Source organism: Turicibacter sp. T129, from assembly GCF_025594975.1.
GTDB lineage: Bacteria > Bacillota_I > Bacilli_A > MOL361 > Turicibacteraceae > Turicibacter > Turicibacter bilis.
The window spans coordinates 14,954-36,616 of record NZ_JAMQUU010000029.1 but is presented as its reverse complement, the minus strand read 5'-3'; the positions used below and the strand labels follow the sequence as shown (position 1 = coordinate 36,616).

General features: G+C 29.9%; 21 protein-coding genes and 3 pseudogenes. 8 read left to right on the top strand and 16 right to left on the bottom strand.

What is annotated here, in order from left to right; translation table 11 throughout:
• Nucleotides 1-186: 186 nt before the first annotated feature.
• The 3 genes from NEH75_RS06335 to NEH75_RS06325 all read right to left on the bottom strand — a co-directional run bounded on the left by NEH75_RS06335 (nucleotide 187) and on the right by NEH75_RS06325 (nucleotide 1,325).
• Nucleotides 187-555 carry a hypothetical protein gene (locus NEH75_RS06335; protein ID WP_262940912.1) on the bottom strand — a complete coding sequence of 123 codons (369 nt, stop codon included), beginning with the start codon at nucleotides 553-555 and terminating at the stop codon, nucleotides 187-189.
• A 77-nt stretch (nucleotides 556-632) separates the two neighbouring features.
• On the bottom strand, nucleotides 633-806 hold the full coding sequence (locus tag NEH75_RS06330; protein ID WP_262940913.1) for a DpnD/PcfM family protein: 174 nt from the start codon (nucleotides 804-806) through the stop codon (nucleotides 633-635).
• A gap of 69 nt (nucleotides 807-875) precedes the next feature.
• Nucleotides 876-1,325 (bottom strand): RadC family protein, encoded by a 450-nt coding sequence (locus NEH75_RS06325; RefSeq protein WP_262940914.1) that lies wholly within the window; start codon nucleotides 1,323-1,325, stop codon nucleotides 876-878.
• A gap of 509 nt (nucleotides 1,326-1,834) precedes the next feature.
• Between NEH75_RS06325 and NEH75_RS06320 the strand changes: the two genes are divergently transcribed.
• Nucleotides 1,835-2,614 (top strand): YiiX/YebB-like N1pC/P60 family cysteine hydrolase, encoded by a 780-nt coding sequence (locus NEH75_RS06320; RefSeq protein WP_262940915.1) that lies wholly within the window; start codon nucleotides 1,835-1,837, stop codon nucleotides 2,612-2,614.
• Between the two features lie 10 nt (nucleotides 2,615-2,624).
• Complete coding sequence (locus NEH75_RS06315) at nucleotides 2,625-3,791, top strand: hypothetical protein (protein WP_195455054.1); 1,167 nt, start codon at nucleotides 2,625-2,627, stop codon at nucleotides 3,789-3,791.
• A gap of 523 nt (nucleotides 3,792-4,314) precedes the next feature.
• Here the strand turns inward: NEH75_RS06315 and NEH75_RS06310 are convergent.
• Entirely contained in the window at nucleotides 4,315-4,764 is a 450-nt protein-coding gene (locus tag NEH75_RS06310) for a RadC family protein (protein WP_055305876.1), read from the bottom strand.
• 511 nt (nucleotides 4,765-5,275) lie between these two features.
• Here NEH75_RS06310 and NEH75_RS06305 point away from each other — a divergent pair.
• From NEH75_RS06305 to NEH75_RS06290, 4 genes are all read left to right on the top strand, one after another.
• Nucleotides 5,276-5,842 carry a hypothetical protein gene (locus NEH75_RS06305; RefSeq protein WP_055305467.1) on the top strand — a complete coding sequence of 189 codons (567 nt, stop codon included), beginning with the start codon at nucleotides 5,276-5,278 and terminating at the stop codon, nucleotides 5,840-5,842.
• A gap of 64 nt (nucleotides 5,843-5,906) precedes the next feature.
• Nucleotides 5,907-6,812 (top strand): hypothetical protein, encoded by a 906-nt coding sequence (locus NEH75_RS06300; protein WP_055305468.1) that lies wholly within the window; start codon nucleotides 5,907-5,909, stop codon nucleotides 6,810-6,812.
• The gene (locus tag NEH75_RS06295) at nucleotides 6,809-7,429 is read left to right on the top strand and encodes an ATP-binding cassette domain-containing protein (protein WP_055305469.1); all 621 of its coding nucleotides are present in this window, start codon (nucleotides 6,809-6,811) and stop codon (nucleotides 7,427-7,429) included. The genes NEH75_RS06300 and NEH75_RS06295 overlap by 4 nt, the downstream gene beginning before the upstream one ends.
• Nucleotides 7,411-8,577: a hypothetical protein gene (locus NEH75_RS06290; RefSeq protein ID WP_055305470.1), complete on the top strand. Its 1,167-nt coding sequence runs from the start codon at nucleotides 7,411-7,413 to the stop codon at nucleotides 8,575-8,577. Before NEH75_RS06295 ends, NEH75_RS06290 begins: the two co-directional genes overlap by 19 nt.
• A gap of 166 nt (nucleotides 8,578-8,743) precedes the next feature.
• On the opposite strand, the pseudogene NEH75_RS13605 reads toward NEH75_RS06290, so the two are convergent.
• Nucleotides 8,744-8,833, bottom strand: a pseudogene (locus NEH75_RS13605) (hypothetical protein); the annotation flags it as partial.
• A gap of 230 nt (nucleotides 8,834-9,063) precedes the next feature.
• Nucleotides 9,064-9,258, bottom strand: a pseudogene (locus tag NEH75_RS06285) (transposase); the annotation flags it as partial.
• Between the two features lie 513 nt (nucleotides 9,259-9,771).
• On the opposite strand from NEH75_RS06285, the pseudogene NEH75_RS13600 reads away from it, so the two are divergent.
• A pseudogene (locus tag NEH75_RS13600) lies at nucleotides 9,772-9,834 on the top strand (hypothetical protein); the annotation flags it as partial.
• Between the two features lie 458 nt (nucleotides 9,835-10,292).
• Here NEH75_RS13600 and NEH75_RS06280 read toward each other — a convergent pair.
• From NEH75_RS06280 to NEH75_RS06245, 8 genes are all read right to left on the bottom strand, one after another.
• Nucleotides 10,293-10,505, bottom strand: coding sequence for a DUF3990 domain-containing protein (locus NEH75_RS06280; RefSeq protein ID WP_262941320.1), 213 nt, complete (start codon nucleotides 10,503-10,505; stop codon nucleotides 10,293-10,295).
• 272 nt (nucleotides 10,506-10,777) lie between these two features.
• Nucleotides 10,778-11,542, bottom strand: a complete 765-nt coding sequence (locus NEH75_RS06275) for a response regulator transcription factor (protein WP_055305471.1) — start codon at nucleotides 11,540-11,542, stop codon at nucleotides 10,778-10,780.
• A 3-nt stretch (nucleotides 11,543-11,545) separates the two neighbouring features.
• Nucleotides 11,546-12,853 (bottom strand): GHKL domain-containing protein, encoded by a 1,308-nt coding sequence (locus tag NEH75_RS06270; RefSeq protein ID WP_055305472.1) that lies wholly within the window; start codon nucleotides 12,851-12,853, stop codon nucleotides 11,546-11,548.
• 70 nt (nucleotides 12,854-12,923) lie between these two features.
• Nucleotides 12,924-13,097 carry a cyclic lactone autoinducer peptide gene (locus NEH75_RS06265; RefSeq protein ID WP_082427820.1) on the bottom strand — a complete coding sequence of 58 codons (174 nt, stop codon included), beginning with the start codon at nucleotides 13,095-13,097 and terminating at the stop codon, nucleotides 12,924-12,926.
• Nucleotides 13,066-13,689 carry an accessory gene regulator B family protein gene (locus NEH75_RS06260; RefSeq protein WP_262948649.1) on the bottom strand — a complete coding sequence of 208 codons (624 nt, stop codon included), beginning with the start codon at nucleotides 13,687-13,689 and terminating at the stop codon, nucleotides 13,066-13,068. The genes NEH75_RS06265 and NEH75_RS06260 overlap by 32 nt, the downstream gene beginning before the upstream one ends.
• A gap of 209 nt (nucleotides 13,690-13,898) precedes the next feature.
• A complete protein-coding gene (locus NEH75_RS06255) occupies nucleotides 13,899-14,633 on the bottom strand; it encodes a Fic family protein (RefSeq protein ID WP_009606334.1) in 735 nt (244 codons plus the stop codon).
• A 349-nt stretch (nucleotides 14,634-14,982) separates the two neighbouring features.
• The gene (locus NEH75_RS06250) at nucleotides 14,983-15,285 is read right to left on the bottom strand and encodes a hypothetical protein (RefSeq protein ID WP_055305474.1); all 303 of its coding nucleotides are present in this window, start codon (nucleotides 15,283-15,285) and stop codon (nucleotides 14,983-14,985) included.
• A gap of 1,012 nt (nucleotides 15,286-16,297) precedes the next feature.
• Nucleotides 16,298-16,426 carry a hypothetical protein gene (locus NEH75_RS06245; protein ID WP_256644756.1) on the bottom strand — a complete coding sequence of 43 codons (129 nt, stop codon included), beginning with the start codon at nucleotides 16,424-16,426 and terminating at the stop codon, nucleotides 16,298-16,300.
• Nucleotides 16,427-16,626: 200 nt separating this feature from the next.
• Between NEH75_RS06245 and NEH75_RS06240 the strand changes: the two genes are divergently transcribed.
• Nucleotides 16,627-18,609 (top strand): penicillin-binding transpeptidase domain-containing protein, encoded by a 1,983-nt coding sequence (locus NEH75_RS06240; RefSeq protein ID WP_055305475.1) that lies wholly within the window; start codon nucleotides 16,627-16,629, stop codon nucleotides 18,607-18,609.
• A 145-nt stretch (nucleotides 18,610-18,754) separates the two neighbouring features.
• Here the strand turns inward: NEH75_RS06240 and NEH75_RS06235 are convergent, their stop codons facing one another.
• Nucleotides 18,755-20,185, bottom strand: coding sequence for a 6-phospho-beta-glucosidase (locus NEH75_RS06235; RefSeq protein ID WP_055305476.1), 1,431 nt, complete (start codon nucleotides 20,183-20,185; stop codon nucleotides 18,755-18,757).
• 98 nt (nucleotides 20,186-20,283) lie between these two features.
• A complete protein-coding gene (locus NEH75_RS06230) occupies nucleotides 20,284-21,639 on the bottom strand; it encodes a PTS transporter subunit EIIC (RefSeq protein ID WP_055277242.1) in 1,356 nt (451 codons plus the stop codon).
• Nucleotides 21,640-21,663: the final 24 nt, after the last annotated feature.

Sequence of the window (21,663 nt, the reverse complement as noted above, 5' to 3'; positions counted from 1 at the left end):
ACCAAAAGTCAGGAAGAACCATTTCTATTTCATCGGCTGTTGATGGATTAATCATGATAATCGTACATTTTAACTTTTCCTTATCTCTCGACCAATCCTTTTTCAAGATTAATCGATGATTCATATCATCTGAATAAATCACCTCTGTTCTGACACTTGAACGAGTTGTAATCATAACTAACCTCCCTACTTTACATACACAAATAAATGACTATAATCATCTTGAACAGGTTTCAATCGAATAAAGAAATTGAAACATTCACTTTCTACCTTGAACGTTTCCTCATGCTTGTAACCCTCACCACTACATTTTTCAATGACTTTATCAAAGACATCTAATTGATTGAAAATTAATTCATTCAATTCCTGTTGTAACTGTTGAATGGAAATTGGATGCTCCATCAACACTTGATTCATTTGTGAGGATGGAAACCATTGATTACAGACTTCATTTGGTCTTGAAGAACAATAATCCAACCTCATTATTCCTAACGATTTATTCTCATCTAATCCTAAGCGAACTAATTCTTTTACATTGATCCATTTGGTTAACATCAATCATTACTCCTTTCTTCGTTCAACTAAAAAACACTAGATAACTTGATGTTCTATCTAGTGTCATTCTTTTTATATCAGTCACAGATGTTAAATTCAGTCTCAACTAAATCGGATGAATCTAAAATAATTTCTTCATCATGATATTGGTTTCTGATATATTCAATCGGATCACAATCCATCTCATCAACATCTACTTCAATCAGACGTTGTAAGGTTTCCGTGATACAGACTGTTATTTTATGACTCATAGTTTCTACCTCCTATTAGTGATGGAATAATAAAAGAGCTAAGTGACGTTAATCTAATCACTCAGCTCCTTATAAATAACCTTTTTCTTTTAATGATGTAAATGTTCTATCTCCTATGATGAGATGATCTAACAACTTGATACCCAGTAACTCACCTACTTCATATAAGCGGTTAGTTAATTGAATATCTTGTTGTGATGGTGTGGTTTCACCTGATGGATGATTATGAAATGCCATAACACTAGCAGCATTTGATAGAATAGCTGTCTTAAACACTTCTCTTGGATGGACAATTGCTTTATTTAGTGAACCAACTGATACCACCGAGATATTAGTCGGTTCATTTTTAGTATTTAAACAAGCAATGATGAATTGCTCCCGATCCAATCCTTCTAGTTGTTCTTTTATCATCTCATAAGCATCATTCGGTGATAAGATTTGACGTGTTTGGTAAAGGAAACTAGACTCCTTTACCATTTTAATGGATACAATATTAATACGTTTTGCGATATTCGACATGACTATTACCTCCTGAATAACTATTCAAGGAAATAATATATGTTTATAAATGAAGTTATTACAGCTAGATTACTATATATTAAAATATAGATATTTATTTCCCCTACAATCATTGATTTAAATTCACAATCATATTTTTTTCATACAAAAACATCCTTTTATTAAGTCTAATGTAATGACTTAACCTAAGTTTATCCATAAAACTATACTATCACCAAAATAGTTTAAAGGCTTAGTATTTTTGTGTCCAAAATATTGACTTAGACCAACCATTTAAGAGTATTAAATAACCGATTAAGCATATTAAGTTTTTTAAAAACTAATTTATTGATAATATATTATTCGAATAATAATTGTATAATTATACATTATTTTCCTTTATTTATTATTTTCCTATAAAATAAGATAGTATTTACAAATCTGAAGACTAGAAGAGTTATTTTTGTAAAAAGGAATATATCGAAAAATTATACTAATAATTATTTAATTTAAAAAATGGAGAGGTTAAAATGAGAAAGTATTTATTTATGTTTACAACTTTATTAGGAATTTATTCTTCTATGAGTGTCCAAGCCGCACAGAATTCAGAATATGAAGTAAAAATGCCTGAACAATCCTTACTAAGATCAGAAGGGATTGAATCATATTCACAAAGAATTCGAGAATTAAATCAAGAAGAAGTCGAAAAATTGCCACAAGAAGAACAACAGGATGCAATCAGTGCTGTTCTTCAAGTCATCTCTGATCTAAATAGAGACGAAATTGATGCAATTACTGAGATGAAAAAAGAGAGTGTAGGGGGCCTAGTAGATTCAGATGCTAGAAGAACAACAACTATCGAGTGGCAAAATTATGGGGATATTTTAATTACTCTAGATTCTAAAACTTTAGGTTGGAATCATGGGCATGCTGGAATTGTAGATTACAATAAAAATACAGTAATTGAAGCAAATCCTGGTGAGGGAGTTAAGAGTAAAGTGAGTTATAGAACGTATTGGGCTAAGGTTAATACCGATGAGCTTTATGTAGGTGGTGCTACACAATCGAATTATAAAACAGCAGTAAATTACGCAGCTAAACAAATAGGTAAGCCCTATACTATTTTGACAACATTAAATAGCACTGATCAATGGTATTGTTCTAAATTAGTATATAAAGCTTGGCTTAATGCGGGCTATAATGTAGGAGATCATTACAAAGATAGTTCATGGAGCTACGATATCGTAGGGGTTACTCCAAAACAAATTTTATGGGACGATAATGTATTTTTCTATCAAAAAGTGAAATAGAGGAATAAGAATGAAAAAAAATCTTTTTGGTGTAATAATTGTAACTATAATTTTAATTGTAGGCTTCATTTTAATAGGATATAATACATTACTTAAACAACCCAAAGATTTTGAAGTTTTGCAGATTTTAAGTAATGATCTGTACACTCCATCCTATTTATTATATTCCAATGGGAATGGTGAAATTATCGATAAAGTTAAACTTCCAAAAGGTGAAGGTGTTGGATATTCAGTATTGCGTCAAACTCGAAATATAGTTTATTTTGATAGCTATCCGGAGACTTCAACTATATTATCATATGATAATCAAACACAGTCATTAAATAAAGTAGGAACAATAGATCAAAAATATGAGCGTATTAATCCTTACTCCGAAAACTTATTTATTGTCATCAATAATGGTTTTGCAGCTGATGGTGAAGCCTACAATTCAGGATTTTGTTATTTAGAAGATTCTTGGAAATGTTTTGAATTAGAAAGTAACCTTCATATTTGGAATGGTGTTGTATTTAAGGATAAGATTTATGTATATGCTAATAGCGCTCAACCTATATTGGATGAAAATAAAAATATTTCAAGTGAAGAAAAAATCTTGATATATGATAAAAATTTTAACTTATTATCTTCTATAGATGTTAATGAAGACTTACTACTAGCACGTGATATTATCTACTTTTACCCATATAAGGATAATTTATTTCTATTAGGTGAAGGATTAAATACAGGTGAATTTACCATAAAACAGGTAGATGAAAATTTAGAAGTTAAAACACAAGTAAACTACTCAGAAACTAATTCTAAAGATAGAAATCTGTGTACACCACTCTCGTTCTTCGAAGAAGAAGAAGGCAAACTTTACTTAGAGATATCTTGTGAAAAAAGTAAAGAATCAGAGGGATATGAATCGACACGATATCAAGAGGATAACTTATTATTAAAGTTAGATTTTGATAATTTGGGTTCAGATAACACTCCAATGATAGAAATCGGTGATAGCCGCATTGTAGGTGTAAACTTTGAAACTAATACTATTCTAACACAGGAAAGGTTAGATAAATCCTCACTAAATTCTATTACAGTCTATAACCTAGACTTTGAATATCAGAGGACAATAGAAGTAGAAAGATTCGATAATAGAATGCCCACGCTAGTTGATATCTCTAGAATGAAAAAATAATAAAAGTAAGAAGAAATCGATTTAGTACACCTTAAATAAGTAATTATTTAAATAGTAAAAAACTATTTTTAGTTAGATGATGATATAGTCTTACTGATTCATTTGTGATTTATGACAATAAACAACTGGATGGAAATCCTAGTGACTAAGCTACTAGGATTTTTTCTTTTGACTTGAATTAAATTTTAAATACTGAGAATACGTGATTAAAATTAATAAAAGTTATATTATACAAAGGCAATTCTTTTAACAACTTGAAGTTTCCTATCAATCACTTTAATTGATCTGTTAGTATATGGTATTGTGAGTGTTTTTTATAAGATTAATAGATTACAAAAGCTTGAACAGTAATTTGAAGTTCCGGAGATTACCCGATTAGAAAATATAAAATACTGATTATGATTATTAGCTATTTGAAACAGTAAACTGATCGATAAGTTGTGATACTGAATATAGTTTCTCCCCCCTATTAGTTATGGAATAATAAAAGAGCTAAGTGACGGTAATATAATCACTTAGCTCCTTATAAATAACCTTTTTCTTTTAATGAGGTAAATGTTCCATCTCCTATGATGAGATGATCTAACAACTTGATACTCAGTAACTCACCCGCCTCATATAAGCGATTGGTTAATTGAATATCTTGTTGTGATGGTGTGGTTTCACCTGATGGATGATTATGAAATGCCATAATACTAGCAGCATTTGATAGGATAGCTGTTTTGAAGACTTCTCTTGGATGAACAATCGCTTTATTGAGTGTTCCTACTGATACTACCGAGATATTAGTCGGTTCATTTTTAGTATTCAAACAAGCAATGATGAATTGCTCCCTATCCAAATCTTGAAGCTGATCTTTAATCATTTCATACGCATCCTTAGGTGATGAAATGGTAAGTGTTTGGTAAAGAAAGCTAGACTCCTTTACCAGTTTAATGGAGACGATATTAATACGTTTTGTCACATTCAACATGTATATTACCTCCTGAGTAACTATTCAAAGAAATAATATATATTTATAAATACTGCTATTACAGCTAGATTACTATATATCAAAATATGGACATTTATTCAAAAAAAAACAATCATTGATTTAAATTCAACATTATATTTTTTCATACAGACACATCCTTTTATTAAGTCTATTGTAACGACTTAACTTAATTGTGCCCATAAAACTATACTAGCACCAAAACAGCTTAAAAGCTTAGTATTTTTGTGTTCAAAACGTTGACTTAGCCCAACCACTTAAGAGTATTAAATAACCGATTAAGCATATTAAGTTTTTTAAAAACTAATTTATTGATAATATATTATTCGAATAATGATTGTATAATTCTACATTAATTCCCTTTATTTATTATTTTTCTATAAAATGAGATAGTATTTACAAATCTGAAGACTAGAAGAATTATTTTTGTAAAAAGGAATATATCGAAAAATTATACTAATAATTATTTAATTTTAAAAATGGAGGGGTTAAAATGAAAAGTGTAACTAAGTTATTAGGATTAACAGGACTAGCACTAGCTCTAACTTATGGGGGACAACAAACTTTTGTTGAGGCTAGTGATAGTATGAATGATTCTATTGGAGCAATCCAACCTAGATGGAGTGATGATTCTAGTCTTTCAGTTCCTGGTGGAACCCTTACATCTAATGTTTGGCGTCAATCAGTAGGAACAAATTCTGGAAATACAATTAAATGGGATTTTCAAGTTTCGGCCGTTTACAGTGGTACTGGAACTGTAGAAAGAATTAGAACAACTTGGAAGGGGAGTGCCTCATTGCGTAGTTCAGCAGAAATAAGTCTAGGAGTGGACTTGTCAACAGGAGGTGTTAGTGCAGGTTCTGGATCATCTTGGCAAACAGTAACAACGCCAACAAAATATTGGGAAAACTCAAATGGAGCAAAAACTTCAGACTATCGTAGTAATTTAATCGTTGGCCCAAGTAAGGACTATAGAACAAATACTGCATATATTCAAAATACTGCTCTTGTAAAGATTAAAGGCTATGCTAAAACGTATGAAATAAATGCTGGTGCATAAAAAAAAGCAAAAAACAGGGATTTATTTCCTGTTTTTTGCTTTTTAAAAAGGAAGGTAATATACTATGTTCAAAATTATTATATATATTATGTGTATGTCTATCGGATTTATATTATCTGGATGTAATCAATCTTTAACTGATTTATCAAAATATCCCCCAATTGATAATTCTGACGAAAAATATTTATATAATAGATTTAATCAAAAAATTCTAGTATACAATACTAATTTAAATACCGTTGTTAAAGAAATAACCGAGAATAATTTTTTTCAATATGAATTTCCTCAACAAACAGACATCTACATATCTGGTCATAGTTTTGATAATGACTTTGAAGTATTAAAAATTACAGACAAAAAAATACAATCGTTATTAAAATTGAAAAAAAATGAAGGAGTATTTCCAGTCGCTAATAATGAAAACTATCATATAATGATACGTTCATTTTATGATAGTAATAATATAGAAATTGAAAATTTAAGGATACTATGTGGGTTTGATAGCGAGAACCATGAATTATTTAATTATGAAAACACATCAGGACTAATAACAAAAGGAGTGATAGATACTGATACTCTGTACTATACAGTATATAACAAAGATATAGATAGCTATAGCCTATATTCTTTAGACTTAACTGATACTCGCAGCACTCCATTATTAAATCAAGAAAATTTAATTAGCGACGATTTATTATTAACTAGTCAAGGTATTTGGATAAGTGATAATTCTAACTTTTATAATAATAACAAAAGTTTTCAAAAAGATATATTAAATTATGTTCATCCTGACAAAGATCATATCATTCAAATTGGTATTAACCAAAATAATGAACTAATTTTAAAAATATATAATCTAGAAAATGAAAAATATATTACGGAAGTTTCTAATATTGTTGATTTTCAAACAACATCTGATTCAATCACAATTTACGGAAACGGTTTCCAGAAAAGGATCGATTTAAAATGATGATAGAACTTAAAAACGCTTCTAAAAGATACGGTGAAAAGGTGATACTCGATAATGTTTCCTTTAAATTTGAACAAAAAAACTTATACTGGCTGACTGGGATAAATGGTGTAGGAAAAACAACATTATTAAATATAATAATAGGCTATGAAAAATTAGATTCTGGTCACATTCTTCTCCCTCCTGACATTAAAGTCCAATATATGTATCAACAACCTCTTTTATTTTCAAATCTATCTATTTACGATAATATGCTAATTAAATATTTATCATGTCATGACAACGATAGATCAATCGATGAATATAAGATATATTTTTCTAATATCCTTAAAAAGCTTAATATTAATAATGATTTAGACACTCCTATTAATAGACTTTCAGGTGGCGAAATGAGGCGAATAACTCTATCACAATATATGATGGATATTCCCGATATTATATTACTCGATGAGCCAACTAGTAATATTGACTCTCAACAAAAAAAATATTTTTATAATTTAATAGATAAATTATTTCCATCATCTCTGAAAATATTGATTACTCATGATGATGTTAGCGAAAAAGAAGGAATAGTATTAGAGTTATCAGGAGGATGTTTATGTCAAAAAACAAAATAAAGCTACTTAGTAAATTGGTTAAAAAAAAAACAACCCTTTCTTTAAAACTCTCTCTTATCATTTTTAATTTCATGTTAATTCTACTAAGTATTGTATCTATATCACTTATAAGCCAATACTACCAACTTAAAGAAGATTTTTTTTATAATGATAATACTCATATCATTGAAATCACTTCCAAGCGTGAAAATAATAAATTAGTAAATCTTCAATCACTAGATGAAGAATATATTAAAACGACATTAAATAATGTATTTTCTGATACTGAAGTATGTGTATCTATCGAATATTCCATTAATTTTGGCATTCCAGATAGTAATAATAATACATATTTTATATATATGCTAAATGATAAATTATCAAATAAATTAGGGTTAAACTTTACTAATGATTTTACAGCTATATATACTAGAGATACTCCTCTTGAAAATATTACATTAAAATTACCTAAAATAATTATTGAAAATCAAGGTTATTCAAGCAGTGAATCAATTGATTTTCCAATAAAAATAGAGAAGGTTAATAGCTTATCTCACTACTTAACAGACGGCTTAGATAAATTATATATATCTGAAGGTTTATATACTAAAATAATTAATGAAATGTTTGATGATAATAGCTATAATAATATTAATCGTATTCTTATTTATGTCACAACTTTATCAAATGTTGATCATATTGCTGATATAATTAATTCATTAGGATTTAATATAAACTACACTCTAGAGTCTTTTAATGATTTATCTAAATCTCTAAATAATACATTATTATCTTCTTTTATTATATTATCCCTACTCTTAATTGTAACAAGTATTAACCTAATTATCTCTTCAGAAATTTATTTAAAAAATAACCAAAAAGATATGGGAATATTTAAACATTATGGATATACTACAAGCCAAGTATACTCTATTTATAAAAATAATTTTCATACTTTATTTTTTAAATCCTTTATGATAACTGAAGGATTTAGTCTACTTTTTTTAATATTTTTAATAAAAAAACACATCATATCAATAGTAATTTTGATTACTCTTAGTCTTTTACTAATAATTTATATTGTAAATTTATTAATTATTTTAAGAATTAAATATTTTACTGAAAAATCAACCATAAATTTATTGAAATTTTCAAAGGAATCTGAATAAAATACTCTTACTCTATTAACTTATCTAGTATTATTAATTAATTTGACTAATAACATTTTCAAATTAGTCAAAAATATTTCTAATAATAAAAAACACCCTGAATTGTGTGGAACCCCAAAAGTTGAACTAAATATTAAGCAGCCTATTGGCTGGTATGAATTCAGTATTAGACCGGACTCATACCAGCCAATTTTCTTTTGTTTCGTTTATGAATATAGTAGTAGATAGGGTTTTTAATGGCATCTTTAAAATCCTCGTGTGTTTGATAACCTTAGCATAATACATCTTTTTTTTGAGGATTCCAAAGAAGTGAATTATCAACACTAAACTAAACTAAACAACTTTTTAAGGGAATTTGGGCGATACTGAACTGCTATTAAATATTTCAGTAATGAATACGATGGATATTAAACCAATTAATATAATCTGAAAATTCATATTTTAATTGCTATGCTGTTTCAAATATTCGATTATTTACACAAATTCTGTTCCATTATCGTTCTCTTTAAAAGAACCAGTTGACGTTGATTGTTTAATCCACTTATCGAGTAAGGAAGATGAAAGATCATATTCACGAGTAAAGTCACATTTACGTTTTCCATTTAAATAAAGTTAAACTAATTGATTTTTAAATTCATCAGTATAAGTTCGAAGAGATCTACGAGGTTCAGTTTGGGTCATGTTAAAGTCTTCTTTTGTAGGATTAATTATAATTCTACATGACCTAAAAAAAACTGTCTAATTAATTGTATCCTATCCACTAAAATACTGATTCTGATCATTAGCTATTTAAAACAGTAAACTGATTGATAAGTTGTGACACTAAATAAGATACAAGTTTTAAAAATAAACGCAATTAAACCTCGAATTTTCCGCATACTTCATACTCTTTAATGATTTCATACATCAAATCCTATTTTATTCAAAGAGCAAGAAAGATATTAAATGAAGTAGAGTATATACAGAACAATTTGTCCTGAAGAAAATTTCTTAGTCAAAGTAATGTAAGAATCCTACATATGTTTGACATATGCGCAGGATTCTAGATGTATTTGAAATTAAATAATCATTAAATATGAAAGAGTTCTTTTATAATACCACTATAGCTGAGGCCGCTTATAAAGTAATTAACTAGAGATTTGTAAGCAATCAGATGTTTAAAGCACAAGGTAACTAGTCCATGAGTTTACCTACTACATTAACTGGTATAATAATTATAGAATTAATTCCTCATTTGAATACTTATCTCCTAGTTAAATACTATAAAAATGCATTCAAAAAGTACTCTAGTGTCTAGAATCTAACTTTTATCTTTTCCAATCAATGCTTGTTTAGCTGTATCTACTAGAGCATAATTTTTTTATATACAGATTGTAATATTAAGTATGCTATATAAAAATTTAAGCACATAATATGGATTATTACCTATCAGGTAAACAATTAATCAAAAAAAAGAAGTTAACTCTGTAGGTCAACTTCTCTGATTAACAATAAATATAATTTTACTTTTAATAATATCCAATATCTTTTTTCAGATGATACTCTAACATAAGTTCATCTATTAGATATCCATCACCCTAAAAATATAAATCACTAATTCCTTATGAAATTAATTGATAAGTTTTTGACGCATAGAATAGTCCCCTTCTTCAGTGATATGCGTTTCTTTAACTAGGCCCTCTCGGTAATTCTTGCAAATGTTAGTTGTAATAATTTTATTTACTTCTATTATATCTCTCAACTTTCTTATATTTTAAGTAATCATTAATAACTTCTTGATTAATGATATCAATTTGAAAATTGGGTTTATAATATTTTAATCTTCTTAACGATTCTTCTTTACTAATTAACCGATCCGAATAAAGTTCCACTGTATTAACCACCTTATCATCTGCAACGCTTCCTACTATCATATCATATTTCTGTATCTTTTCAATTGTTACATCTAATTTCTAGACTTCAATGATTTCAAATTTAATCTTAACCAAATCTGATTAATCTAAAATAATCTCTTCATTTCCAATCGGATGTTGTAATGTTTCAATAATACATACTGTCATTTTACAACTTATAACCCTTTGCTCCTTAATATATATCAGAGATAGAAATTAAAATAGACATGTTTATATTACGTACTTACGCTTGGCACATTGTAATTGCTTAGTTTGTGATAAATAATTGTCTGATTTAAATTGATCACTCAGGAACTTTCATATTGAACTTTTTTCATATTGAACTCCTCCATCTTATTTTCAACACCTTTTAACAGCCTTCGAGAAACATAACAAAATACATCATTATTAAAATAGACTAATCTACTCTTCTTATCAATACTAATAATATTTGATACATTTACTACAAATGATTTATGGCAGCTGACAAGACGATCATCTACCTTAACAACTTCGCTTAACTTTCCATAAAAGCTAATATTTTTTTTAGATGTTACTAAGTTAATTTTATGTGGAACTTCAGATGTTTCAAAATATAAAATTTCAGAAAATGGAACTTGAAATTTCGTATATTTATTCTCAAACATAAAGGAATCCTCACTTATTGGTTTTTCCTGATATTGATTAGCAATAATTAAACATTCTTCAACTCTTTTTCTAAACTTAATTTCGCCTTGATTTTTTTCAATAAAATCAAGTGCTGAAACTTTATATGAAAATGTCTTAGGTGCCAATTCAGAATGAGTTGTAACAAAAACAATTGTTCCATATGGATCTTTTGCACGTATAATCTGAGCAATTTCCAATCCTTTTCGTGAACAATTATTAATCTCTAAATCTAAAAAATAGATATGATGACTTCCCATCGAACTCATCTCATCTAACAGATTTTCTGGCCTAGATGTAGTAAATATTTTCTGATACGGGACATTATTTTTATCAAGTAATTCTTTAATAATTCTTTCTAAACGAATTCTTTGAATCGCATCATCTTCTAAAATAAAAATATTCAACTCTTATTTCTCCTCTCTTTTTAATATTAAAGTTTGTATAAATACTCCTGTGTTGTAAGAAGTTTCTAAAGTACAATATTTATGTTCATTTAGGATTTGTTGAACATTATATAACCCAATCCCCCTATTACTTCCTTTTGAAGAATATCCCTTTCTATAAATATTCTTTAAATTTATCTCTTTTTCTTTACAATTATTTTCTACTTCTACTCGTTGAATATTTTTATCTTGAATAAATACAATTGAAATATATGAATTACTTGTAGTACTCGCACCTTCAATAGCATTATCTAATAAAATAGAAAAAACTCTATAGAATGAAAATACGTCCATATAAATAGACTCAATAATCTCTTCTATTTCTACTCTTACATCAATTCCTTTAGCTTGAGATTTAATAATTTTTTCGGCCAGTAAACTCTTAATCTCAACAATATGAACCTTGCGGACCTTCCCTAAAATATAATCATTACTTTTTACAATTTGTTCTGTCGGTTTAATTACTCTATGGTAGACTCCTTTTATCATCTCGATATCTTCTGTTCGAATACCTTCTTCTAAACTCACTAAAATGTTAAGATAATCATGACGAAAACTATTTAAATTATTATAAAATTGCTCAAGTTGAATAGTATAATCATGTAACTGTTGATTCAAAACTCGTTCTTGCTTCATTTTTGAATCTTTATTTAATGTATAAATTAAAGCCAGATAAACACCACATAATAAACAAGCATAAATAAAAAAAAGTATACTTGTAAGTGTAATATGTTCACTACTAAACCCCTGAATTTGACCTATAAATATATTGACATAAAAAATAACTATCATAAATAAAAGAAAAATGAGGATTAAAATCTGATATTTTCTTTCTAAAATAATAAATCTGCGAAGTTTCCCTATCACATATTTTGTTAAATAGCAAACTAAAATCGTTAAAATACAAGTAAGAATCGTAGCAACTATTTCTCTATCATAATTCACAATGAATGAGCTTAAAAGGTCTTTGACGACATACATCTCCATCACTTGAGCAAAATAATTGGTAACAACGAGGGTAACCAAAGGTAAACAAGTGATTAAAATACTGGAGAAAATCTTCTTAGATTTAATAATTAAACATGTGATTAAAAAGAACAGAACCAAAAATATTGCCAAAAACCCTATTTCCATGTAAAAAAATTGACCAATGATTTGAATCAATAATAACCATAGCAAAAAATTCTTTATCCCTATTCCATCATCAGATAAAATATTAACTCCTATTAATAACGTAAGTAATTCTAAAAACAGTATAAAAAAAATAAGCATCAAATTCCCTCCATAATTTAATGCTTATATTATATCAAAAGATTAGATTTTTTTAAAAAATCTGTACCTATTATTTATTTAAAGCTTTATTCACCAATAATTCTTTAGGTACTTTAGGCTCATAAATAAAACCAATACATACACCATCAGTAGCCGCATCACCAGTTATTGATGCTATTTTCCCCAAGGATTTCGCAGCACCTTGTTTGAACTCATTCATTAAATTCTTCTTCATATTTTTCATAATTATTATAACTCCTTTTCAATAACTTATAAGTTACTGGTAAAATAAAAATAATTTGAGAGATAACTCCCAATGTTATCATAACCTTCATTATACTATTTTGAACACCTAATGTAATCAACAAAAGAATTACACATCTTATAAGAGATTGTTTGCGCAATTCCCCTCTTTTTTCTCTACCAATTAATGGCTGATTACCTGTATCTGCTGGAGCATAACAAATCAAGCAACAAAATGAGATAACAAAAATAATAAAAATAAAAATGTCACTAAATATCATATCTTTCGAAATATACGGTAATAGAACAAATAAAATAACACTAATAATAGTACAATTCGCACTTGTTTCTGCATGTAAACCATGAGACTTACTTCTTATAAAAAGATAAGAACTATGAAAAATTAACGTTAAATAAAATATATTTAACACTAAAGCCCCCCCATAGACAATAATCCCTTTCATAAGATTAATCAGAATAACTTCGATTCCCAACTTTATTTTTAAATATTCTAATTCATCTATAGAAGTTCTTTTTTTAATCCAACAAGCAATATTTGTAGCTATTAAATCTCCCAAATTTTTTTTAGACACTATAGGACATTTCACCCTCCTTCTTCTCTCCTAATCCCTCAACATAATATCATCCGTTATCTTTTTTTAGAACAACATTTCCTAAATGGTTATTTTTTTGTCGTAATCGGTAGAATCTTAGATTTTTATCATACTTTTTGTTTTTATATTGTATTTATGACTCTAACCATTCAACATAATGCTTTTTATATCGAATTCAATTTAACTTTTTATCCAATTAAATATAAATAAGTATCAAAACTTCTATCTACTGCTTGTGCAATAAATTCAACAAAATCATCCGTATTACCAGTCGTACTCGCTTTTTCTAATGCACTCATATAATCTACACGGTCAGTATTTCTAATAACAGTTAGTGGATATCCATTTCTTAGTAGAATTAAATTCATTAATAATCTCGCTGATCTGCCGTTTCCATCTATAAAAGGATGGATATAAACATATTTAAAATGGAATAATGCTGCTAATTTTACGGGATGCATTGTTTCTTTATTTTCATCATACCAATCTAATAGCTCTCTCATTTTATCTTCTACAAGAAAATATTCTGGTGGTCGATGCATACTACCACTGATTAATACATTTGCTTTTCGATAAACACCAGCATTTGAATTATCAATGCTCTTTAAAATAATATGATGAAGATCTCGAATGACTCTTTCTGATAAATCAAACTCTTTACTAACGACATCTTGTATATAATCAATAGCTTCTTTATGGTTTAAAACTTCGAGATGTTCTCTTAAACTTTTGCCTCCACCTATTGTTAGACCATCTTCTAAGATTACTTTTGTTTCAGTAATCGTTAATGTATTTCCTTCAATGGCATTTGAATTATAGGTAAATTCAACATCAAAATATTTCTTTAAATTCGTTAGAACCTCTCTACTTAAAGGACGATTATTATCTAACAATTGTTTCTTTTCATCTAATAACGTAAACATAAAAACTCTCCTCTCTTTATAAATTCATTTATTCTATTATGGACTGTTAAAGTCATTTATTCCAATGATCTAATATCCCTGTCTAACATTAATTACTTTAAATAGCAATACTAAGACTATTATATCATAAATGTGACTATCTACTTATCATATAAAAGACTATTTACTATCCTATTCGATAGATATCTGGACGTGGATACTAACCGGAACGCCCCATCTCCACCAAAAAATTCTTGTCCACAACTGTTACAGGAAATTGGCCAAAATAAAAACCATTATCTGAGTTCAGATTAAATCTGATTTGAGATAATGGTTTTTGTATATTAGGAGCTACTGAAATTTATTACATTTAGTAATATCCTTTTTCGCATAATAATTCATAGCAATAATTGACTTGTTCATCAGTGAATAATTCGGCATATTCACCTTTAACAATCGTTGCCTCCATCGTTAATTCAAGATGCCCCACTTCTGCTAATTTATTAAAACAATCCGATGTTCTACCTTTTCTAAAAATTTCTTGTGCCGTTCTAACTATTCCAAATCTTTCTATAGTTTGTAGAAATCTTGTCATTTTGCAGCCATACTCTTTTTCTGCAAGTCCACAATTTTTCATAACTTCTTGTTGTAGTTTTTTCTCTAATGCCATCATTTTCACACTCCAATATTATAATCTGATTTGAGATAATGGTTATATTTTATCCACTTAAATATAAATAAGTATCAAAACTTCTGTCTGCTGCATGTACAATAAATTCAACAAAATCATCCGTATTAGCAGTGGTATTCGCTGCATACTACCACTGATTAATACATTCGCTTTTCGATAAACTCCAGTATTGGGATTAGAACATATGGAATAACTCTTTCTAACATGAATTACTTTAAATAGTCCTACTAAAACTATTATATCATAAATATAACTATCTACTTATCATCTAAAAGACTATTTACTATCCTATTGGATAGATATCTGGACATGGATATTCACTGGAATGCCCATACCCTAGTAGTTGGGGATCGTTCACTTCGTTCTCTGCCAGGGCACCCATACCCTAGTAATTGAGGATTGTTCACTTCGTTCTCTGCCAGGGCACCCATACCCTAGCAGTTGAGGTTGGTTCACTTCGTTCTCTCCCAGGGCACCCATACCCTAGCAGTTGAGGATCGTTCACTTCGTTCTCTGCCAGGGCACCCATACCCTAGCAGTTGAGGATCGTTCACTTCGTTCTCTCCCAGGGCACCCATACCCTAGCAGTTGAGGATCGTTCACTTCGTTCTCTGCCAGGGCACCCATACCCTAGCAGTTGAGGATCGTTCACTTCGTTCTCTGCCAGGGCACCCATCGTTTGAAGACAGATTAATTTCATCACCTATGTTTCATTTGGAAAAGCTCCTTTTCCTTGTAGAACTTTTCTTAATTATCTATTGTAGCTTTCACTGGCGTTTGTCGTATCAATTTTTTTCGAATTTCTTTAGAAAAATTAAACAGTTAATAAACTTCTTCGATGTTATTTTCCCACATTCTAACGGATAATAGCATAATGGGAATCCATTTATTTTTAAAAATTTTAAAATCTTGTTCTGCTGCCGATCAATTAATCGCTTGATAGATTTGTTTCAAATCATATTCACTATAACCTAAGTGTTGATTTAATTCTGCTTCAAGTGCCTTCCTCGATAAAACTCCCAAACATATCTAATAAAGTACCTTGGATATGATTACTAGATTTAATGTTGTATTCATCTTGAACAAAATTAAATAATTGTTTCATTGCAGCTTTTCTTATCATAAATTATCCCCTCCTTTAAAAAATTGTTTAGTTTAGTATGAAATGATCTGAAGTCATAGTTCTGACTAGGAATAAAATACATGTATTCTAAATACCTTTATATAAGATTAGGAAGATGATTAAGGAAATATCGTTTAATTCCTTTTCTAAAAATGGTATAACTTTACATAATAAAGAAAATTAACAAAAGGAGGATTATAATGAAACGAGTTCTAGGAATTGTAGCATTTTGTGCCTTACTCTTAACTGGTTGTTCATCAGATGCTGAAAAATTGTTATTTGAAAGCTTTGAAGAAAAATTGGTAAATGAAGATTATGAAGGTTTATATCTTTTATTAAGCAGTGAGTCACAACAAGCAATAACAAAAGAAGATTTTATAACAAGATATACAAATATTTATTCAGGAATTAAGGCCAGCAACATTGACCTTGAAATGGGAGAAATTGATACTGAAAATAAGGTGATTCCTTTCTCATTAACAATGAATACTGTTGCGGGAGAAGTCAATCGTTCTGATTTTGAGCTTCCTTTTATAAAAGAGGATAAAGAGTTAAAAGTCATTTGGTCAGAGAGCTTAATTTTCCCGATGATGGAAAGTGGTGATAAGGTCAGAGTCAGCACTCAAACTGCAAATCGCGGAAGCATCCTTGATCGAAATGGAGAAGCACTCGCATCAGATGGCACACTGGTTACAGTTGGAATCCATCCTGCTATTTTTGATGAGGAGAACAGAGATAATAAAATTAAAGAGTTAGCTAATATATTAGATATTAGCGAAGAGACCATTACAAAAAAATTAGCTGCGAATTCAAATCCAGACTATTTTGTCCCTATTGTGGATTTACTTCCAGATTCCCCTAAATTAACATTATTAGAAAATCGTCGTAAAGAAGGCATCTTAACACAAAGTAAGCAAGGTCGAATCTATAAAAATGATGAAGCATTCGGGCGATTATTAGGATATATTAGACCAATCAGTGAAGAAGAATTAAAAGCAGATGAAGAAGGCATTTATACCACAGCCTCAATGGTCGGAAAGGCCGGACTTGAACAAGTATATGAGACAACACTAAGAGGAATTAACGGAGTTGAAATTTATATTGAACGCGATGGTACTAAGGTTGAAACTCTTGCTTTAAAAGAAGCACAACATGGAGAAGATATCAAAATTTCTATCGATTCTTATTTACAAACAACTGTCTATCAAAAAATGAATGGTGAAAAAGGTTCAGCAACAGCCGTCGATCCAACAACGGGTGATATTCTAGCCTTAGTTAGCTCACCATCTTATAATTCCAATTGGTTTACAACTTATATGACAAAAAGTGAACAACAGCACCGTGAAGAAATTCAGTTTGCTGATGAAAAAAATCGTTTTGCTACTCTTTATTCACCAGGTTCAACATTTAAACTCATTACAGCAGCAATAGGACTCGAAAATGGAACGCTTGATCCAATTGAAATCAAAACAATCAATGGGAGGGAGTGGCAAAAAGATAGCTCCTGGGGAAATTATCATATTAGACGGATTAATGCTCAAACAAACGTTGCTTTAAAAGAAGCTGTTAAATATTCGGACAATATTTATTTCGGGATGAATGCTCTTGAAATGGGAAGTGAGGCACTGATTAAAGGAGCCGAACAATTTACTATTGGAACAGACTTAGCCATTGGCTATCCAATCAAACAGAGTCAAATTTCTAATAATGGAACGCTTAATCGTGATATTCTTCTTGCAGATACAGGATATGGACAAGGAGAAATCATGGTCTCAACATTAAACATGGCACTTGCTTACAGTGCTTTATCAAATAGCGGAAACATTATGGCTCCCACTCTTATTTTGACCGATAATCACCAACCGAGTGTTCTTAAAGAGTCAGTCATTTCAACACAAAATCTTTCTATCCTACAAGATGCCTTTAGTGCAGTTGTTGAAGATAGTGATGGAACTGGACATTTAGCTAAAATTGATGGAATTAAATTAGCTGGAAAAACAGGAACAGCTGAGATCAAATCATCTCAAGGTGAAACAGGAAGCGAAAATGGATGGTTTATTGCAACAGATTTAGATTCATCTAACGTATCCATTGCCATGGTTGTAGAAGATGTCCAAGAAGGAGTGGGAACACTTGGTGTTGTCTCAATGGTTAAAGAAGTACTTTTAGATTATTTAAAATAAATGGTTTTTGATACATAAAAAGGGCTACCTCATTTTTAAAAGAGGTAGCCCTTTTCCCTTATTCTAGGTAATTTTATTATTTCAAGCTAAAATTATAATGAATGATTTTTATTTTTCATGGTTTATGGTTAATTAGGTTAATAAATTATAATTCTTCGCCATTTGTTTCAATAACTTTTTTATACCAATTAAAACTTTTCTTTTTCATACGTTTCATCGTTCCCGTTCCATCATCATGTTTATCAACATAAATGAATCCGTAACGTTTTTTATACTCACCTGTTGTGAATGAGACGCAATCAATACATCCCCAAGGTGTATATCCCATTAAGTCTACACCATCTAATACTACTGCCTTTTTCATTTCCTCAATATGGGCCTTTAAGTAATCAATACGATAATCATCATTAATTGAACCATCCTCTTCAACTGTATCGATAGCTCCAAAACCATTTTCTACGATAAATAAAGGTTTTTGATAACGTTCATATAATAAGTTTAACGCATATCTTAATCCAATCGGGTCAATTTGCCATCCCCAATCCGATGATTTAACATGTGGGTTTGGTACACTTCCTGGGAATCCAGATAATCCATTTCCTTCTACGACATTGTCCGCTTTAACTGCATTTGTCATGTAGTAGCTTAATCCAATGTAATCTACTGTTCCATTTTTAAGGATTTCTTTATCTTCTGGTTCCATATCAATATTAAATCCTTTACGTTCCCACTCCTTAATTGCATAAGTCGGATACTCACCACGTACATGAACATCACTAAATAAATAACGATCATGCATTGATTCAACAGAATACATCATATCTTCTGGTTTACAAGAGTATGGATATAACGGAACACACGCCATCATACACCCAATTTGGAAGTTTGGATTAATTTGATGTCCTAATGCTACGACTTTAGCACTTGCGACTAATTGATGATGAACGACTTGATACATACATTGTTCAGGATTCTCATGATGATTAAAAATAACTCCAGAACATGTGTACCCGAATAATGGATACTTATAATTTTTTTGATTATTAATTTCATTAAACGTCATCCAATATTTAACTTTATCTTTATAACGTTTCATCACAACTTCACTGTAACGAACAAAGAAATCAATAACCTTACGATTTTTCCATCCTCCATATTCTTTAACTAAGTGATATGGCATTTCAAAGTGAGATAACGTAATAACGGGTTCAATATTGTATTTTAATAACTCATCAAATAAGTCATCATAGAATCTTAACCCCTCTTCATTAGGTTCTAATTCGTCACCTTTCGGAAAAATTCGTGTCCATGCAATAGATGTTCTAAAGCACTTAAATCCTAATTCAGCAAATAGTGCAATATCTTCCTTGTAATGACCATAAAAATCAACGGCTTCATGATTAGGATAATATTTACCTTCTTCAATTGAATCTGTAATCACTCGATCGATACCGTGAGCTCCACCTGTTAAAACATCGACGATACTGATTCCTTTACCACCTTTATTATAGCCTCCCTCTACTTGGTGAGCTGCAACAGCCCCACCCCATAAAAATTCCTTAGGTAATTGATTCATAGCAGGACCTCCTAATCTAATTTTTTAAATAATTTTCTGCTTCAAAATAGTAAAGAAGCAATGAGTCGATCATTGCTCTTTTAACTCTACTAATTTGTTTATTTTTCGTCATTAAATCCAACGATCATTGTTAATACCATACCAAGTACAAATGATACAATGATTGAAATAATAAATCCAATAAATGGCGTCATATATCCTACTTTAAAGAAGGCAGGAATTGTGGCAATACCAGGCATATTATAACTCCATGAGACTGCATTAAACGCTCCCGCAATCGCTCCACCAATAGCACCAGCAATACATCCGCAAATCATTGGTTTTTTAAGTCTTAAGTTAACTCCATAAACAACAGGTTCTGTAATTCCGAATACAGCTGTAACAGCCGCTGGTAAAGAAACTTCTTTTAATTCCTTATTTTTAGATTTAAAGTATACCCCAAAGGCTGCCCCAGCTTGTGAAAATACAGCAGATGCTTGAAGGGCTGTAAATGTATCAAATCCAAGCGAAGCATAGTTTCCTACTGTAACCGGCGTAATTCCCCAGTGAACTCCGAAGATAACTGCTACTTGCCAAAGCCCCCCAACAACAATACCTGCCACAATTGGACTTAAGTTATATAAGAAATTATATGTATCTCCAATCGCTCCACCAACTGTTGCACCAAATGGTCCAAAAACTAATAACGTAACTGGTACCATAATAGCGATTGTAAACATTGGTGTGAATAAGTTTCGAATAACTGTCGGTAATACTTTTTCAAAGAATTTTGCAACATAAGATGCTAACCATACTGCTAAAATAACTGGAATAACTGATGATGTATAGCTTAACATTTGAATTTGAATTCCTAAAAAGCTTAACTGTGTTCCATCATTCACCATTGCATTATAATCTGGTGAAATTAAGGCACAAGCAATAACAACGGCAATAAATTCATTAACCTTAAATTTCTTAGCTGCTGTAATCGCAATTAAAACAGGTAAGAATGTGAATGCTGTCCAAGAAATAAAATTTAAAACTTGGTATGTTCCATCTGCTGTATCAATCCAATCTAATGCAACTAAAACTCCTAAAATCCCTTGTAAAATCCCACAAGCGGCTAATGTATATAAGAACGGAGCAAAGATACTTGAAATGATATCAATGATTCGACTAAAAATGCCAACCTTCTCTGTTGAAGTTGAGACATTTTCTTCACTAACATCTACTAATTTTAGTACTTGTTCATAAGCATCTTTAACATGATTCCCAATTACAACTTGAAATTGCCCTCCTGCTTCTACCGTTGTAATAACCCCTTGAACTTTACTTGCTTTCTCTTTATTAACCACTTTATGATCGCTTAAAATAAAACGTAAACGCGTTGCACAGTGAGTAACATTATTAATATTTTCATTCCCACCTAAAGCAGCAACTAGCTCTTTGGCTGTCTGTGCATAATCTCTAGCCATTTTAATACCTCCACATCATTTCTC

Excerpts from the sequence above, each read along its gene's own strand:
- NEH75_RS06335 (WP_262940912.1), bottom strand. The coding sequence starts at position 555 with ATGTTAACCAAATGGATCAATGTAAAAGAATTAGTTCGCTTAGGATTA.
- NEH75_RS06330 (WP_262940913.1), bottom strand. The coding sequence starts at position 806 with ATGAGTCATAAAATAACAGTCTGTATCACGGAAACCTTACAACGTCTG.
- NEH75_RS06325 (WP_262940914.1), bottom strand. The coding sequence starts at position 1,325 with ATGTCGAATATCGCAAAACGTATTAATATTGTATCCATTAAAATGGTA.
- NEH75_RS06320 (WP_262940915.1), top strand. The coding sequence starts at position 1,835 with ATGAGAAAGTATTTATTTATGTTTACAACTTTATTAGGAATTTATTCT.
- NEH75_RS06315 (WP_195455054.1), top strand. The coding sequence starts at position 2,625 with ATGAAAAAAAATCTTTTTGGTGTAATAATTGTAACTATAATTTTAATT.
- NEH75_RS06310 (WP_055305876.1), bottom strand. The coding sequence starts at position 4,764 with ATGTTGAATGTGACAAAACGTATTAATATCGTCTCCATTAAACTGGTA.
- NEH75_RS06305 (WP_055305467.1), top strand. The coding sequence starts at position 5,276 with ATGAAAAGTGTAACTAAGTTATTAGGATTAACAGGACTAGCACTAGCT.
- NEH75_RS06300 (WP_055305468.1), top strand. The coding sequence starts at position 5,907 with ATGTTCAAAATTATTATATATATTATGTGTATGTCTATCGGATTTATA.
- NEH75_RS06295 (WP_055305469.1), top strand. The coding sequence starts at position 6,809 with ATGATGATAGAACTTAAAAACGCTTCTAAAAGATACGGTGAAAAGGTG.
- NEH75_RS06290 (WP_055305470.1), top strand. The coding sequence starts at position 7,411 with ATGTCAAAAAACAAAATAAAGCTACTTAGTAAATTGGTTAAAAAAAAA.
- NEH75_RS06270 (WP_055305472.1), bottom strand. The coding sequence starts at position 12,853 with ATGCTTATTTTTTTTATACTGTTTTTAGAATTACTTACGTTATTAATA.
- NEH75_RS06265 (WP_082427820.1), bottom strand. The coding sequence starts at position 13,097 with ATGAAAAATATGAAGAAGAATTTAATGAATGAGTTCAAACAAGGTGCT.
- NEH75_RS06255 (WP_009606334.1), bottom strand. The coding sequence starts at position 14,633 with ATGTTTACGTTATTAGATGAAAAGAAACAATTGTTAGATAATAATCGT.
- NEH75_RS06250 (WP_055305474.1), bottom strand. The coding sequence starts at position 15,285 with ATGATGGCATTAGAGAAAAAACTACAACAAGAAGTTATGAAAAATTGT.
- NEH75_RS06245 (WP_256644756.1), bottom strand. The coding sequence starts at position 16,426 with ATGATAAGAAAAGCTGCAATGAAACAATTATTTAATTTTGTTCAAGAT.
- NEH75_RS06240 (WP_055305475.1), top strand. The coding sequence starts at position 16,627 with ATGAAACGAGTTCTAGGAATTGTAGCATTTTGTGCCTTACTCTTAACT.
- NEH75_RS06235 (WP_055305476.1), bottom strand. The coding sequence starts at position 20,185 with ATGAATCAATTACCTAAGGAATTTTTATGGGGTGGGGCTGTTGCAGCT.
- NEH75_RS06230 (WP_055277242.1), bottom strand. The coding sequence starts at position 21,639 with ATGGCTAGAGATTATGCACAGACAGCCAAAGAGCTAGTTGCTGCTTTA.